This is a genomic window from Deinococcus multiflagellatus (genome assembly GCF_020166415.1).
In the GTDB taxonomy this organism is placed as follows: Bacteria; Deinococcota; Deinococci; order Deinococcales; family Deinococcaceae; genus Deinococcus; species Deinococcus multiflagellatus.
Genome location: NZ_JAIQXV010000006.1, coordinates 1 through 15626 on the forward strand (window position 1 = coordinate 1; position 15626 = coordinate 15626).

The window sequence follows — 15626 nt, forward strand, 5'->3', positions numbered from 1 at the left end:
GTTTCAATCCTCAGCCCACCCGAAGGCGGGCTGCAACACCCTGAACGCATGGCGATCGAGCAAAGTGGATATGTTTCAATCCTCAGCCCACCCGAAGGCGGGCTGCAACCCCTGAATGACGCAGACACCCGTATGATGGCGCTGGTTTCAATCCTCAGCCCACCCGAAGGCGGGCTGCAACGACGTGCAGGGCGGCCGTCCCATCCCCATGGTCCACGTTTCAATCCTCAGCCCACCCGAAGGCGGGCTGCAACCTCAGAACGCGCAGCGGCCGTCGCGGCGGTGCAATGTTTCAATCCTCAGCCCACCCGAAGGCGGGCTGCAACGTACGGTATAGACGCCGTAGTAGCCTTCGCGGGGTTTCAATCCTCAGCCCACCCGAAGGCGGGCTGCAACGCTGGCCTGCAGGCGTCGAGCCGGGCACCCTCATGGGTTTCAATCCTCAGCCCACCCGAAGGCGGGCTGCAACTCACGCCGGGCAGGTGGGCCCACAGCACGCGGGCGAAGTCCGCCACCGGTTTCAATCCTCAGCCCACCCGAAGGCGGGCTGCAACCGCGCGGCCCCCGCTAAAAGGAGTCACCCACATGTTTCAATCCTCAGCCCACCCGAAGGCGGGCTGCAACGCGGCAGATGCCCTGACCTCACTGCTCAATGCCTATGTTTCAATCCTCAGCCCACCCGAAGGCGGGCTGCAACGGCGTTGATCTGACGCCACTCCGCCACGCCCGCGCGTTTCAATCCTCAGCCCACCCGAAGGCGGGCTGCAACCCGCCTGAGCCGCGTCCACGTTAGCTAACCTTGCGGTTTCAATCCTCAGCCCACCCGAAGGCGGGCTGCAACTACCGGCGCGAGCGTTGCGAGTGCAGCGCGTCCGTTTCAATCCTCAGCCCACCCGAAGGCGGGCTGCAACCGGGCTCGCTCTGCCCGGCACCGCCCTCGAATACTGGTTTCAATCCTCAGCCCACCCGAAGGCGGGCTGCAACTTTTAGGCGGCGGGGGCCACGCGCACGCCGCGCAGTTTCAATCCTCAGCCCACCCGAAGGCGGGCTGCAACGCGGGCTCAGGGGTCGGGGGGAAAATGGCCTTATGTTTCAATCCTCAGCCCACCCGAAGGCGGGCTGCAACCGCACTCATGCGACCGCCCCCACACGCGCACAGGCGTTTCAATCCTCAGCCCACCCGAAGGCGGGCTGCAACGCTCTGGGCATCCCCATAGCCGGTCGAGATGGTTTCAATCCTCAGCCCACCCGAAGGCGGGCTGCAACAGTAGTGTGCCGCGCCAGCGTCCCTGACGCAAGTTTTGCAGGCCGCTGCGCGAACCCAGGGCCCGGCCCGTTGCCGCGTTCTGCCCAGCAACCTCAACAGCACTGAAATCTTCGTCCTGAACGGCACCCATAGTCCCGCGCGAACCCCACGGCGTTTTTCCGTCGCCCGGGGTTCGCGCGGAGGTCATAGGCGCGATTTGAACTCGACAGCCAGTGTCGGGCTGCCCCCGCACTCTGCCCCTGCGCCGCGCAAGACGCGTGAGCGCTGATCCAGAGAGGACTGCTCTGGAGGGGAGAGTTCATGCTCAAGTTGACCCTGGCCGCCTTTGTAACCCTTCTTGCCTTGCAGGTGCCACCAAGCGCCGCGCGCCCCACACCAATCCATCCAGGGGGCCCAGCAGCGCCCGTCGTGCCCCTGGAGGACCCCACCCGGCCCATCGGGGGCTGAGCAGGGGTCTGGGCGGGGCTTGCCGAAGAAGATACAGGCAGGCCCCGCTTCCTCATGGCGCTGTGATCAGGCGCAGCGGCACCACCCAGCCGAGGGCCCCGCCCCAACCCGTACACTGGCAGGACCATGCCATTTGCCGATCTGCTGGCGCATCTGGAGCAGTTGCTGGCCACGGCAACGTGGGAGGCAGGGGCCCTCCACGCGCGGCACGCGGCACAACAGCTGCAGACCCGGGCCGAGGCCCACCTGCTGCGCCGGGTGGTCGAGGTCGTGCCCGCCCCGGTGCGGACCAGCGGCGCCTGGCCGCACGCGCTGGCCTGGGTGGCGTACCGCACCGCCGACGAGGCGCTGCTTCAGGCCGCCCTCAAGGCCGCCCCCACCGTCTGGCCTGCGTTCGAGGCCTTCGCCGCCTCCCTGCGCCTGGACTGGGCCACCACCCTGGACTGGGCCGAGCAGGGCGCCGGGCTCCCGGGCCCGGAGGGCGCCATCGCCGCGCGCTACCGGGCCTGCGCGCAGGCGGAACTGGGGCACGCCGACTGGGCACAGGCGTTTGAAACCGCCCTGCGGCACACGCGCGGGCGCGACCGGGGGCTGGTGCGGCTGGATTTCCAGTACTACCTGATTCGCCACGGGCAGGAGCCAGCGGCGCGCGACATGCTGGCCGCCGCCACCGCCGACTTCCAGCACGACGACTGGGCCATGACCCTCACGCTGGCGAATCTGGGCATCAGCTGTCAGCGGCTGGGCGAACTGGTCGAGGCAGAGCGGGCCCTGCGCCGGGCGCTGCAGGTGGGGGCCCGGCCGGCGGGGCAACCGCAGCTCTCTACCGCGTGGCGCGGCATGGGCAGCGTGTACCATACCCAGAACCAGCCCGCCCGTGCCGAGCACGCCTTCCGAATGGCCGAAGCCAAGGCGGACAATCCCCAGGACCGGGTGGCCGCTATGCGGTCGCGTGCCCGGGTGCTGCGCGACACCGGCCGCCTGAACGAGGCCCTGACACTGCTGCACGACGCCCGCCACCACGCACAGCTGCCAGACGACCAGCCACACGCCCTGTACACCGACCTGGCCGCCCTGCGGGTCCTGCTGGGCGACGTGGTGGGGGCCCAGCAGGCCCTGGCCCTGGTCGCGGGCGGCAATACGGAAGACCGCTGGCGCGTGGCCGTGGTCGAGGCGGCCTGTCTGCTGACGACGTCGCCGGCAGAGGCCGCCGACCACCTGCGGGCCGCCGGGCTGGCCGACGCCTGGGCCGGGCAGGAAGCCCGCGCCTTTCCCGACCTGTTCCGGGCCGCCGGCATAGAGCCGCATCAGCCGGACTGGACCGGCGAACTGCTCACCGCTGGCCCCATTCGCGCGGTGGTGGGGGGCCTGGAGGTGCTGCTCAAACCCACCCGCCCCGAAGCCGCGCTGCTGGCCCTGCTGGTGGTGCAGGGGGGCCGGGTGGCGGTGGAAAAGGCCCTGGCCGCCCTGGACCTGCCGGGCCGCGATGAGCGCGCCCGCCGCAAAACGCTGAGCCGGGTGGTGGGGGTGCTGGGCGAAGCCCTGGGCTGGCCCGACGCGGTGCGCTACGACCAGGGGGTGCTGGTGCTGTCGCCGGACCTGCGCTGGCACCTACACCGGCCAGCGCCCGCCCAGGCCGAGCTGTTCTGCGAGGGGCGCTACGATCCCTGGATCACCGAGTGGCGGGATGAGCATGGGCCACTCAGATGGGTTGACTGGGATTAAGGCCCTGACAGGGCTGCGACACACCAGAGACAGGGGTGAGGCACGATGACCCGGTGAGCCCCGACACTGCCCCCGAAGGTCTGGCCAAGGCCGAGCGCCTGTTCCGGATCGCCGCGCTGCTGCGTGAAGGCCCGCGCAGCGTGAAAGACCTGATGCGGCAGTTGTATCCACTGCTGGGCCCAGACAGCCCCGGCTATTCGGCTGCTGAGCGGGCCCTGCAGCGCGACCTGAATGATCTGGAACGCCTGGAACCGGACTTCAAGCGCGGGAAGGGCCGCCCCCCCCGCCACGTCATCGAGACCCACCGCAGCAAGCTGCACCCAGTGGAGGTGCTGGCGCTGCACGCGGCGGCGCGCCTGATGTATCACCGCGCGGCAGGCCAGCAGACCCACCATCTCTCGGCGCTGAAGAAGCTCACCTCCTGGCTGCCGGCGCACGTTCAGGACGTGGCGCAGCGCAGCGTGCGGGACATGGGGCGGCGGCCCAGCCGCGAGGACCTGAATATGGAAAAGGTGGCGGCGGCCTGGATTGGCGCCCATCCGCTGCGCTTTGAGTACCAGAAGCCCGGCGGCAGCGGCGCGTGGCGCACGAATATTCTGGAAATCTATCTGGTCGAAGCCCATCCCCAGAACCTGGACCTGTACATCATTGGCCGGGAAACGTCCTTTCACCGGGACGTGCGGACCTTCAAGCTCTCGCGCCTCAGCCAGTTGCAGGTGCTGACCGACCAGCAGTACACCATCCCGCCCGACTTTGACCCGCTGGCCTTTTTTCAGTCGGCCTGGGGCGTGGTGGGGGCGCAGGGCAATGCCACGGAGCCGGTGACCCTGCGCTTCCGTGCCGACGCCGCCTACCGGATTCTGGAAGGCGGTTACGCCCACCTGAAGGTGAACCCCCGTGCCGAGGACGGCAGCGTGGTGGCCACGCTCCGCGCCCCCCTGGACAGCAGCGGCCTGCCGCGCGAAGTATTGCCGTGGATCTACAGCTTTGGCCCCCGCGTGGAGGTGCTGAGCCCGCCGCACCTGCGCGCGCACTGGCTGAATGAACTGCGGGAAGCCGCAGGCCAGGGAGGCGAAAGAGCATGAGCACCTACATGGGCCACAGCCCCAGCCCGGAAAACCCCCAGTGGCAGACCGTCAAGGACGTTTCGGCATGACCTGGACCGGTGACTACTGGGCGCACACGCCAAGTGAAGGGAGTGGCGGGAAGCCCCATGACCTGAAAAAGCATCTGCTTGACACCGCTCAACGTGCCAGGACTTATGCAGAAGTTTTTGGGGCGGGCAATCTGGCATATCTGCTGGGGATCTGGCATGACCTGGGCAAATACAACCCAGAGTTTCAGCAGTATCTGCGAGACGCCCAGGCTGCCGAGGAGAGAGGAGAAGACTTGGGCCGCAAAGGGCCCCCTCATGCCATTTGGGGCGCGACCTTACTCTTGTCCAGATTAGCTGAGCATCCGCAGCGCACGACGTTCATGCTGCCCGTGCTCGGTCACCATGCTGGGCTGGAAGATGCGGGAGAAGGCGAGGAAAAGATTGCCGCCGAGCCTGATTTTGCTGAGCGGATGGACGCTATGGCGCAGGCCATCAAAACCTTCAGTCTCTACCCAGCAGGCGCGCCGGAAAAGGTGCCAGAAGCACCACTCAAGCAGGAATTGTTCACGCGCATGGTGACTTCAGCCCTGGTAGACGCGGACTTTCTCGACACCGAATTTCACTTCGGAGAGGAGCGGCCAAGGGCCAGACAGTATGACCTCGACATCCCTGCCCTCTGGGAACGCTTTGATGCAGGGCGGAAACGACTGCTAGAGAAGCAGCGCCTTTCGGGGAAAGAGACCGCTGCCGAAGTGCAGGCGGTGAGGGACGAGGTGTACGCCGAGTGTCTGAAGGCGGCAACAGGTGCGCCCGGTATCTATCGACTGACTGTCCCGACAGGCGGTGGCAAGACGCTCAGTGGGCTGGCTTTCGCCCTCAAGCATGCTTTGCACAATGAGTTGCGGCGCGTCATCGTCGCCATTCCCTTTACGAGCATCATTGACCAGAATGCAGAGGTCTACCGCGATGTACTGGGTGTGGATGCCGTGCTGGAGCACCACAGCGCCGTGCAACCGGCTGACAACAGGGCCGAGAGGCAAGATGCCCACACGCTACGCCTGCAGCTGGCTGCAGAGAACTGGGACGTACCGCTTGTTTGCACGACTTTTGTGCAACTGTTCGAGTCGCTGTTCGCCCGCAAGACCAGCAAGCTCCGCAAGTTGCACCGCGTCGCCCGCAGTGTGCTGGTGCTGGATGAGGTGCAGACCCTCCCGCCGGAACTGCGAGGGCCAACCCTGGATGTGCTGCGAACGCTGGTGGACGACTACGGCGTGAGCGTGGTGCTCTGCACCGCAACGCAGCCGGCTTTTGAGGCCGATGCGCTGACCGATGCTTTCAAGGGCTCGTTGCAGACGGAGATCGTGCCGCAGTATGCCGACCATTTTGAGAAGCTGAAGAGGGTAGAGTACAGCCTTCATTCGCACTATCCGCAGCCCGTTCCCTGGGAAGCCCTAACCCAGGAATTGAAGGCTGAGCCACGAATCCTGACCATCCTCAACACCCGGCGGGACGCCCTGAGCCTGCTGCGCTCGCTTCAGAAGGAAAAGGCCAAACACCTCTTCCACCTCAGCACGCTGATGTGCGGTGCACACCGCAAGGACGTCCTCAACACCATCAATGAGCGCCTGAAGCAGAAAGACGAAGTCCGACTGGTAAGCACGCAGGTGGTCGAGGCCGGCGTAGACCTGGATTTTCCCGTGGTCTACCGCGCCCTCGCGCCTCTTGACCGCATCATCCAGGCGGCGGGCCGCTGCAACCGCAATGGCAACGGCCCGCACAAGGGCCGCCTCGTCCTCTTCCAGACCGTGAGTGGCAAAGCCCCGCGCGGCCCCTACCAGCAGGGCATCGAGAAAGCCCGAACCATCTTGGAAACCGTGAAGGACATAGACCACGAGCTGAACGGCACGGATATTCTCCGGCGTTATTTCAGCGATCTTTATGCGGACGTTCTGCCCGACCAACCGGGGGTGCAATCGCTCCGCAGACAGCAGGAGTTCAGGAAAGTGGCCCAGGCTTACCGCCTGATTGAGAACGACACCGTGAGCGTCATCGTGCCATACCGCGATTTTCAGCGCGCACTGGAGCAGTGGCAGCGGTTCCCCAGCCGCAAGAGCTGGCGTGCCCTACAACCGTATGTGGTCAGTATTTACACCCACGAGGCCCGTCAGTTGGAAAAGGCGCACGCCATTCGTGAACTGGAGGAAAACATCTACCTGCTTGAGGCGACAGGGAGCTACGACTCCCTGGTGGGGCTGCCCATAGACCGCGACCCCGCCGACCTGATTTACATGGCGGGCGGAAGCAATGTGCTCTGACAGAGGAGGTCAATATGCATGATCCGTCGGTTTGCCTGCGCGTGCGGGGTGATTACGCCCTGTTCAGCAGGCCGGAATTCAAAGTGGAGCGCGTTTCTTACCCGATCATCACACCCAGCGCAGCGCGGGGGGCGCTGGAGGCGGTGTACTGGAAACCGGAATTCAAGTACCGCATCCGGCGCATCGGCGTGGTGAAGATCGGGTCCACGGCCACTGTCTTGCGAAATGAACTGGGCACCCGCCAGGGCAAGACGCCTGTGTTCATTGAGGATGACCGGCAGCAGCGTTCCAGCCTGCTGCTCAAGGATGTGGAGTACCTGATTCACGCCGACATCGTGGTACAGCCGCACGCCCATGCGCAGGCGAACGGCGTCAATCTGCTGATCAAGCACACAGAATGTTTCAAACGTCGGGCGCAGAGCGGGCAATGTCGCCACCAGCCCTATCTGGGCACCCGCGAGTTCAGCGCTGAGTTCGAGGCGGCCACCCCGGACGAACAGCCGGACAGAGGCCTCAATCAGCGCTTGGGGAATATGCTGCTGGACATCGCCTTTGTGCCCAGTAAGACGCGCAAGGAGATGCAGTTCAAGCGCCATGACGGCAAAAAGTGGGACGTGGCCGACGGGTATATGGAGGCCGTTTACTTCAACGCGGACCTTAAGGACGGCTGGGTGGATGTCGTGACCGATACGGCAAATCCCTACGCCCGCTTGGATGCCCTGGAGGGCCGCCATGCTTGATGCCCTGGTGAAGCACGCCCGAGACGAGGAGTTCAGTAAATCGTTGCCCCCGACGGGCTTCTACAACTACTCCCAGCCGATTCGCTGGGTGGTGCAGATCAGCGAGAGGGGCGCGCGCCTGGAGGAGGCTGACCTGTCAGGCCTTCTATTCGCGCGGCCCTACACGGGACGAACGAGTGGCATAGACCCACATCCACTGGCCGATGAGGCGTGTTACGCGCTAGGCGTCAGCGTGGATGACAAAGGCAAGGTGGATGATCGCGCCGCTGAGAAGCATGCCAAATTTTTGGCCCTCCTCGACAAGATGGAGGATGCCCCGCAACTGGACGCCGACATCAGACAGGCCATTGCCCAGGTGAAGAAGGCAGTGGCAGGCGAATGGCTGGTGGACGACGCCCGCTGGGCCGAGGTGAAATCGAAGGACTGGGTGGCCTTCCAGGTGCAGAGCGGCCCACTGGCCGGAAAGAAGCTCTTTCAGTTGCCTGCCGTACAAGCTTTCTGGGTGGCAGAGGCACAGGAGCGTATTGCTGTCAGAGACGACAAGAAAGAAATGATCACGGGTGAATGTGCTGTTTGTGGCGAGGTCAAACCACTTATCAGCCGCATTCCGGTTGGCGTGAAGCTTATCAGCAAGCCAGGGCCACTGCACTCACTGAATAGCAATGCCTTTGTATCGGGCCGCACTGATACGAGCGGGCACAACAACCTTTGCTACGAGTGTGCCGATACAGCTTCGCGCGTCTTCAATGCCCTGGCAAGCGACAAGCAACACCGCCGCATCATCGTCATGGACAAGGTGGGCAAGCAGGTCAAACTGGATACCCTGCGCAATCAGGTCGCGCTTTTCTGGGTGGAGAAGGGAAGGCCCCTGCACTCAGCAGAGGACTTCAGTTTTCAAAGCGCTCTCGGCAATTCATACGGCGAAGGTGCAACAGAAACCAAGGCGTCAGAAGCATTTGATTTTGAGAGCGCGCTGGGCGACCTGATGCGTCCGCCTGTGGCCGGTGACAGCGACTCGGACAGCGACAATGACGAACAGCCCAAGCCAAAGGTCAAGAAAGGCACGAAAGCAGCAGCCAGCGCCCCTGCGCCACCTAAACCGGAGGCGCGGCTCAGTCAGCTCTCCAGTCTACTGAATGTCCAAAACGCCGCTAGGCAGCACCTCACCTTCCTGGACGGCAGCAAATTCGCTCTGGCGATTTTCAGTCCGAATGTGGGGCGCACAGCCCTACGGGATTGGCTCTACCTCGACCTGGGCCGAATGCTGCCGCATGTGCGGGCCTATCTGAACGCCACCACGATCAACGACGCATGGGGGAAGCCCGGCGACCCACATCACATCAACGCGCTGATGGAGGCGCTGGGCAGCAAGAACGCCAACCTGACCCGCGACCTGATCCGCACAGCTTATGAGGGGGTAAAGCCGCCGCTAGAGATGCTGGCGCAGGCGGTACAACGGTTCAGAACACTGACGGTGAAGGGGGCGCAGGACAGGAAGAAGGACGAATGGGAGCGTCAGCGGCACCTGAAGACGCTAGCAGCAGCCCTGAAATTTTCGCTGTATTACGCCAAGACGGCGGCAGAAGGAGGAGCGAAGTTCATGACCGGACTGGAAAGACTGGAATCTGACCCCGCATATCTGTGCGGGCGGCTGCTGGCCGTGCTGGAGGAAGCCCAGCAGGTGTACAGCTACCGCCAGAACAAGAAGCGCCTCAAAACCACGGGCGTACAACGGAGCTTCGGCGCGGCGTCGGCATCCCCTGCGGGGATCTTCCCAAAACTGGTGAAGCTGGCGACTGTGGCACACCTGCCCAAAGCGGGCCGCTACCTGAACGAAGAGATGGAGGGGCTGGTGCGGACGCTGGTGGAGCGGGGGGGCTACCCCATGTCCCTGAATGTGGAGGGTCAGGGCCGCTTTGGGCTGGGTTACTGGCACCAGCGCGGCGATATCCGTGCCAATTGGACGCCCGAACAGAAGACCGCCGACGAGCAGGCCGAGAACGCTCCCGAAGGAGATGAAGCATGACGACCGAAGTGAAGACCGCTGCCATCAGTGACCCCACCGTCCGCCACGAATTTGTCCTGCTGTTCGACGTGACCAACGGCAACCCCAACGGCGATCCGGACGCCGCAAATGCACCGCGCACCGATCCGGAAACGCAATTGGGCTTCGTGACGGATGTGGCCCTTAAGCGCAAAGTCCGTGATTACCTGCTGCTCTCAAACTCGCAGCGCAACAATCCTATTGAGGTCTTCATCCAGAGTAAAACGGCATTGAACTCGGCCATTGAGGCGACATCCAAAACGCTCACCCCGGAATTGTCCAGCGATGAGAAGGGCGGCAAAAAATCCATCCCGCGCCTGCGCGACGCCATGTGCGCGCAGTTCTACGACATCCGCATGTTCGGCGCGGTACTGTCCACCGGCAAGCTGAATGCTGGGCAGGTGCGCGGCCCCGTGCAGATCACCTTCGCCCGCAGTATTGACCGCGTCCTGCCCATTGACGTCACCATCACCCGGCAGGCCCGCACCACCGAGGAACGCATGGAGACGGGCAGCACCGAGATAGGTCGGAAAAGTGTGCTGCCGTACGGGCTTTACCGGGCGCATGGGTTTTTCAACCCTCTTTTGGGCCGCGCCGTGACCGAAGGTGGCACAGGCGTAACGACAGACGATCTCAACCTGTTCTGGGAAGCGCTGACCAACCTGTTTAATCTGGACCGCAGCGCCAGCCGGGGCGAAATGGCTGTACGGGGTTTATACGTTTTCAGCCACGAAAACGCTCTGGGTAAGGCACCGGCGCACAAACTGTTCAAGCTCATTGAAGTGCCCTCGTTGGGGGACGGCGCAGCACCGCGCCGCTTTGAGGAATACAGCGTTGCTCGGCCAGCCGAAGGACCTCTGGACGCTTACCCCGGTGTCATGCTGACTGTCTTGGCGGAAGGCTAACTCTTGAGGCCGGGTTGAACGCCCGGCCCGCTTCCCTTGCCGGAGGGGCCTATGGAAGAGGTGATGCTCTCGGCGTTGCAGCATTTCGTGTTCTGCCCGCGCCAGTGCGCCCTGATTCATGTCGAGCAGGTGTGGGCCGAAAACGAGTTCACGGCACGCGGCCAGCAGCACCACGACCGGGCGCATGGCGGCGGCACCGAGGAACGCGGCGGCGTGCGCACCCTGCGTGCCCTGCCGCTCGTCTCGCGCCAGCACGGGCTGGCGGGCGTGGCCGATGTGGTCGAGGTATTACCTGGCGGCTCGCCGCGCCCGGTGGAATACAAGTCGGGGCGGGCCAGGCCGCGCCTGGCCGACGAGGTGCAGCTGTGCGCGCAGGCCCTGTGCCTGGAAGAGATGTTCGGCGTCTCCATCCCCGAGGGCTTCATCTACCACGCCGCCAGCCACAAACGGCGGGTGGTGGCGTTCACGCCTGCCCTGCGTCAGGCGGTGCTGGAGGCCCGCGACGGCGTGCGCGAGTTGCTGCGTCGTCAAACCCTGCCTCCACCTGCCGCTGATGACCGTTGCCTGCAATGCAGCCTGCTGGACCTCTGCGAACCCTTTGCCGCCCGCGAGTTTCCGCGCGGCTTTGACCCGTTCAGCACCGCCCTGGAGGAGTGATGCGGACCCTGCTCAACACCCTCTATATCCAGACCCAGGGCACCTACCTGCACCTGGACACCGACAACATCCGCGTGGAGGTGGAACGCGAGCACAAGGCCATGATTCCGCTGCACCATGTCGAGAGCGTGGTGGTCTTTGGCAACGTGCTGCTCTCGCCCTTCCTGATTCACCGCCTGGCGCGCGAGCACAAGCCGGTGACGTGGCTGACCGAATACGGCCGCTTCATGGCCCGCGCCGAAACGCCCGTCAGCGGCAACGTCCTGCTGCGGGTGGCCCAGCACGGCTGCGCGTGTGACGGAGCGCGCACGCTGGCGGTGGCGCGCTTTATCGCGGCGGGCAAGCTGCAAAACCAGAAGACCACCCTGCTGCGCTCGGCCCGCGAGGCGCTGGGCGACGACCCCGAGCTGCTGCGGCAGGCTGCCCGCGACATCAACGGCCAGATTGGCTGCCTGCCGCTGGCAAAGACGGTGGACGAGGTGCGTGGCATTGAGGGCACGGCGGCGCGCGCCTACTGGGAGGTCTTTCCGCTGATGCTGCGCGCCAACCGCGACTTCTTCTGGCTGACCGAGCGCACCCGCCGCCCGGCCCGCGACGCCATCAACGCCACCCTCAACTTCGCGTACACCGTGCTGGCCAACGACTGCGCCAGCGCCTGCCAGGCGGTGGGCCTGGACCCGCAGGTGGGCTTTTTACACGCCCTGCGTCCGGGGCGCAGCAGCCTCGCGCTGGACCTGATGGAAGAACTGCGGGCAGTGGTGGCGGACCGGGCAATCATCACCCTGATCAACCGCCAGCAGCTCACGCCGCGCGACTTCGTCCTGCACGAGGGCAACACCGTGACGATTAAAGATGAGGCGCGCAAGCTGATCCTGACCCACCTGACCGAACGGCGCAAGGAGGAGGTGACGCATCCCCTGACCGCCCGGAAAACGCCGCTGGGCCTGGTGCCGCATGTGCAGGCGCGGCTGCTGGCCCAGCATCTGCGCGGCGACCGCGCCCATTACCCGCCGTACCTGCACCGCTGATGCTGGATTTCCTGGTGTGCTACGACGTGAACACAGAAACGTCCGCCGGGCGCCGCCGCCTGCGCCGGGTGGCGAAAGTCTGCACCTCGCACGGGCAGCGGGTGCAGAACAGCGTCTTTGAGGTCAGCGTGACCGACGTGCACTCCTGGCCCTGCGCGAGCGGCTGCTGGCCGAGATGGACCCCACCGAAGACAGCATTCGGCTGTACCGCCTGCGCCAGCCGCGCGACAAATTTGTCGAAGCGTACGGACGGGACCGGTACGTGAATTTCTCTGACCCCTTGATTCTGTAGCTTTGCCCTGCGCGAACCCTCCGCGACGAAGAAACGCCGGGGGGTTCGCGTTGTTCCCGACTCGCGTCTGGGACAGGTTATATGACAACTTGAGCATGTAACAAGTCTCTGGAGCTGGAAAGCCAGGAGGGGGTTCGCACAGAGGGACGATTTGACGCCGTCCTGGTGCGGGTCAAGTACCATAACTGTCACGGCCCGCCTTCGGGTGGGCCGAGGATTGAAACTCTAACAACTGGAAAGACGGCGACCTGGGCCTAAAGTCACGGCCCGCCTTCGGGTGGGCCGAGGATTGAAACCTGAAAGACAACCCAGAATTTGCAGTCAAGCCGTCACGGCCCGCCTTCGGGTGGGCCGAGGATTGAAACCTGAGCCATAGTCGGCGCGGCAATGTCCCCGCCTGGTCACGGCCCGCCTTCGGGTGGGCCGAGGATTGAAACTGCGTGAAGCTCGTCTGTGTACGGGTCACGTTGCCCGTCACGGCCCGCCTTCGGGTGGGCCGAGGATTGAAACCAGCGGCACATGCTGGTAAAGCTGGGTGCCTGCGTGTCACGGCCCGCCTTCGGGTGGGCCGAGGATTGAAACGCCGCGCCACCGACAGCTACCGCGCTGTGGCCCCCGGTCACGGCCCGCCTTCGAGTGGGCCGAGGTTGAAACACGGCGCGAATCTGTAGCGTGCGCTTTCCGTTACGTCACGACTCGCCTCCGCTTGGGCTGAGCATTGAAACTCAGCAGCGGCCAAGGGTTCACCACCCCCGGCCGCTGCCACTGTCCATCACAACCGTGTCCGAATCTCCCACAGTTCGGGGAACAGCACGGTTTCCAAGGCGCGGCGCAGGTAGGCGGCGCCGCTGGTGCCCCCAGAGCCCCGTTTGAAGCCGATGGTGCGCTCCACCGTGGTCATGTGGTTAAAGCGCCAGCGGCGGAAGTTGTCTTCCACGTCCAGCAGCTTTTCGGCCAGCTCGTACAGGTCCCAGTAGCGCTCCGGGTCGCGGTAGACCTGCAGCCACGCGTCAAGCACGGCCTCGTTCAGCACCGGGGGCTGGCTCAGGTCACGCCCCAGAACCTCCTGCGGCACCGGCAGGCCGCGTGCCGCCACCAGCCGCAAGGTCAGGTCATACACGCTGGGGGCCTGCATGGCGGTTTGCAGCGGCCCGTGCAGGTCGGGGCGGTGTTCATGGGGGCGCAGCAGGGCTTCAAAGCGGTTGCCCAGCAGGAATTCCACCATGCGGTAGGCGGCACTCTGAAAGCCAGAGGCCTGCCCAAAGGCGTGGCGAAACTGCAGGTAATCCGCCGGGGTCATGGTTTTCAGCACTTCCCAGGCGTTGGTCAGCTGTTCCTGGGCGCGGACCACCCGGGTCAGGCCCTTGAGGGGCGCGTCGGTAATCCCGGCCTCCAGCTGGGCCATCGCCGCGCGCAGTTCGCGGATAATCAGTTCCAGCCACACCTCGCTGACATGGTGCACCGCGATGAAGAGGTGTTCGTCGTGGGCCTCGGTCACGGGACGGTGGGCACTTTTCAGGGTGTCCAGCTGCAGGTAGTCGCCGTAGCTGAGGCTGCGGGTAAAGTCGGTGTAGGCCTGCTCGGGGGCGTCGGGGTGATGCTCGGGGCGGCTCATGCGCGGGCCTCCAGCATGGCCTGCACGCCACGGGCCGCGCGGTACACATCGGCAAACGAGTGGTATAGCGGGGTAAAGCCAAAGCGCAGGATGTCCGGGGTGCGGAAATCACCCACAAGGCCGGCCGCGATCAGGTCGGCCATCACCTCGCGCGCCTGGGGGTGGCGGTAGCTGACCTGCGACCCACGCTGGGCGGGCTCGCGCGGCGTCACCAGCGTCAGGGCGAGGCGCTCGGCCACCGGGTCCAGCAGGGCCATGAACATGTCGGTCAGGGCCAGGGACTTGACGCGCAGCGCGTGCAGGTCCACGTCCGCAAAGGCGTCCAGGGCCGCGTCCAGGGCACTGAGGCTCAGCACCATCGGCGTGCCGGTCACGAAACGGCGAGCGCCGGGCGCAGGCACGTAGTCGCGGGCCATTTCAAAGGGGTCGGCGTGGCCCATCCAGCCGCTCAGGGCCACCGGCGCCGCCGCGTGCCAGCGCCGCGCCGCGAACAGAAAGGCCGGCGCGCCGGGCCCACCGTTCAGGTATTTGTAGCCGCAGCCCACCGCAAAGTCGGCCCCCGCCCCGTTCAGGTCCACCGGAAAGGCACCCGCCGAGTGCGCCAGATCCCAGATGGTCAGCACCCCGGCGGCGCGGGCCTGCGCGCTGATCGCCGCGAGGTCCAGGCAGCGCCCGGTGCGGTAGTCCACCTGAGTCAGCAGCACGGCCGCCACGTCGGGGCGCAGGTGGGCGGCCACCTCGTCGGCTGGCACCCGGCGCAGCTCGTAGCCGCCGCCCAGCAGCGCCGTTAACCCCTGCGCCACGTACAGGTCGGTGGGGAAATTGTCGGCGTCGGTCAGCAGGACACGCCGTTCGGGGGCCGCCACGCCCAGGGCCGCCGCCAGCACTTTAAAGGTGTTGACGCTGGTGCTGTCGCCCACCGCCACCTCGTCGGGCTGCGCGCCGATCAGGCGGGCAATCTTGGCCGCCACGCGGTCAGGCAGGGCCATCCAGTCGCGTCCCTCCTGCGCGCCCAGGGTCCACGAGCCGATCAGGGCGCGGCCCCACTCTTCTTCCGTGACGTGGCGCACGCGCTGAACCACCCGGCGGCTCAGGGCCCCCAGGCTGTTGCCGTCCAGGTAAATCACGCCGTCCGGCAGCAGAAATTCGTCGCGTTTGTGGGCCAGGGGGTCGCGGGCGTCCAGGGCCAGCACATCGGCGGGAACGGGCAGGGTCGTCAGGTCGGCCAGGACCGTCTGGGTGGGCATGGGCATACTCCTTTGGGGGTTGGTGGGGGGTGGGACAGAACCAGGGGGGCGGCTCAGGGCCGCGCGGCGCCTGCGCGCATGGGCCGGCCCAGGTGCGCGCACCACCACGCATGCAGCGCGCAGGCGATGGCGTTGGCCACGGCACGCCCGCGCCCGTTGGGCACCAGCCGCTGGCGTGACCAGCCCCGGGGCGCCAGCCAGTGGCGGCCCGGGTCCTCAGCGCACGGCCCTCTCATGTTGGCCCAAGG

General features: G+C 65.5%; 11 protein-coding genes, 1 pseudogene and 1 CRISPR repeat array. Of the genes and pseudogenes, 9 read left to right on the forward strand and 3 right to left on the reverse strand.

Annotated elements, in window-relative coordinates:
• A CRISPR array of direct repeats spans positions 1-1266; the repeat unit is 37 nt; unit sequence GTTTCAATCCTCAGCCCACCCGAAGGCGGGCTGCAAC.
• A 574-nt stretch (positions 1267-1840) separates the two neighbouring features.
• The 9 genes and pseudogenes from K7W41_RS09450 to K7W41_RS23685 form a co-directional block, all read left to right on the forward strand.
• A complete protein-coding gene (locus tag K7W41_RS09450) occupies positions 1841-3439 on the forward strand; it encodes a tetratricopeptide repeat protein (protein ID WP_224607305.1) in 1599 nt (532 codons plus the stop codon).
• 53 nt (positions 3440-3492) lie between these two features.
• On the forward strand, positions 3493-4524 hold the full coding sequence (locus K7W41_RS23680) for a helix-turn-helix transcriptional regulator (protein ID WP_224607308.1): 1032 nt from the start codon (positions 3493-3495) through the stop codon (positions 4522-4524).
• A gap of 67 nt (positions 4525-4591) precedes the next feature.
• The gene (cas3, locus tag K7W41_RS09460; protein WP_224607311.1) at positions 4592-6850 is read left to right on the forward strand and encodes a CRISPR-associated helicase Cas3'; all 2259 of its coding nucleotides are present in this window, start codon (positions 4592-4594) and stop codon (positions 6848-6850) included.
• A 14-nt stretch (positions 6851-6864) separates the two neighbouring features.
• Positions 6865-7590: a type I-C CRISPR-associated protein Cas5c gene (cas5c, locus tag K7W41_RS09465; RefSeq protein ID WP_224607314.1), complete on the forward strand. Its 726-nt coding sequence runs from the start codon at positions 6865-6867 to the stop codon at positions 7588-7590.
• The gene (locus K7W41_RS09470; RefSeq protein WP_224607316.1) at positions 7583-9616 is read left to right on the forward strand and encodes a type I-C CRISPR-associated protein Cas8c/Csd1; all 2034 of its coding nucleotides are present in this window, start codon (positions 7583-7585) and stop codon (positions 9614-9616) included. Before cas5c ends, K7W41_RS09470 begins: the two co-directional genes overlap by 8 nt.
• Complete coding sequence (cas7c, locus tag K7W41_RS09475) at positions 9613-10539, forward strand: type I-C CRISPR-associated protein Cas7/Csd2 (protein WP_224607318.1); 927 nt, start codon at positions 9613-9615, stop codon at positions 10537-10539. The genes K7W41_RS09470 and cas7c overlap by 4 nt, the downstream gene beginning before the upstream one ends.
• Before the next feature lie 51 nt (positions 10540-10590).
• Entirely contained in the window at positions 10591-11196 is a 606-nt protein-coding gene (gene cas4, locus K7W41_RS09480; protein ID WP_224607320.1) for a CRISPR-associated protein Cas4, read from the forward strand.
• Positions 11196-12224, forward strand: coding sequence for a type I-C CRISPR-associated endonuclease Cas1c (gene cas1c / locus K7W41_RS09485; RefSeq protein ID WP_224607322.1), 1029 nt, complete (start codon positions 11196-11198; stop codon positions 12222-12224). Before cas4 ends, cas1c begins: the two co-directional genes overlap by 1 nt.
• Positions 12224-12307 (forward strand): annotated as a pseudogene (locus K7W41_RS23685) (CRISPR-associated endonuclease Cas2); the annotation flags it as partial. The gene cas1c and the pseudogene K7W41_RS23685, both read left to right, overlap by 1 nt.
• Positions 12308-13288: 981 nt before the next feature.
• Here K7W41_RS23685 and kynA read toward each other — a convergent pair.
• The 3 genes from kynA to K7W41_RS09505 are packed head-to-tail and all read right to left on the reverse strand — an operon-like array spanning position 13289 to position 15614.
• Positions 13289-14131: a tryptophan 2,3-dioxygenase gene (gene kynA / locus K7W41_RS09495; RefSeq protein WP_224607324.1), complete on the reverse strand. Its 843-nt coding sequence runs from the start codon at positions 14129-14131 to the stop codon at positions 13289-13291.
• Positions 14128-15378: a kynureninase gene (gene kynU / locus K7W41_RS09500; protein ID WP_224607326.1), complete on the reverse strand. Its 1251-nt coding sequence runs from the start codon at positions 15376-15378 to the stop codon at positions 14128-14130. The genes kynA and kynU overlap by 4 nt, the downstream gene beginning before the upstream one ends.
• A 53-nt stretch (positions 15379-15431) precedes the next feature.
• Entirely contained in the window at positions 15432-15614 is a 183-nt protein-coding gene (locus tag K7W41_RS09505) for a hypothetical protein (RefSeq protein ID WP_224607327.1), read from the reverse strand.
• Between the last annotated feature and the right edge of the window lie 12 nt (positions 15615-15626).

What these genes read in the sequence shown, in the direction of transcription:
- K7W41_RS09450 (WP_224607305.1), top strand. Translation starts at nt 1,841, where the DNA reads ATGCCATTTGCCGATCTGCTGGCGCATCTGGAGCAGTTGCTGGCCACG.
- cas3 (WP_224607311.1), top strand. Translation starts at nt 4,592, where the DNA reads ATGACCTGGACCGGTGACTACTGGGCGCACACGCCAAGTGAAGGGAGT.
- cas5c (WP_224607314.1), top strand. Translation starts at nt 6,865, where the DNA reads ATGCATGATCCGTCGGTTTGCCTGCGCGTGCGGGGTGATTACGCCCTG.
- K7W41_RS09470 (WP_224607316.1), top strand. Translation starts at nt 7,583, where the DNA reads ATGCTTGATGCCCTGGTGAAGCACGCCCGAGACGAGGAGTTCAGTAAA.
- cas7c (WP_224607318.1), top strand. Translation starts at nt 9,613, where the DNA reads ATGACGACCGAAGTGAAGACCGCTGCCATCAGTGACCCCACCGTCCGC.
- cas4 (WP_224607320.1), top strand. Translation starts at nt 10,591, where the DNA reads ATGGAAGAGGTGATGCTCTCGGCGTTGCAGCATTTCGTGTTCTGCCCG.
- cas1c (WP_224607322.1), top strand. Translation starts at nt 11,196, where the DNA reads ATGCGGACCCTGCTCAACACCCTCTATATCCAGACCCAGGGCACCTAC.
- kynA (WP_224607324.1), bottom strand. Translation starts at nt 14,131, where the DNA reads ATGAGCCGCCCCGAGCATCACCCCGACGCCCCCGAGCAGGCCTACACC.
- kynU (WP_224607326.1), bottom strand. Translation starts at nt 15,378, where the DNA reads ATGCCCACCCAGACGGTCCTGGCCGACCTGACGACCCTGCCCGTTCCC.
- K7W41_RS09505 (WP_224607327.1), bottom strand. Translation starts at nt 15,614, where the DNA reads ATGAGAGGGCCGTGCGCTGAGGACCCGGGCCGCCACTGGCTGGCGCCC.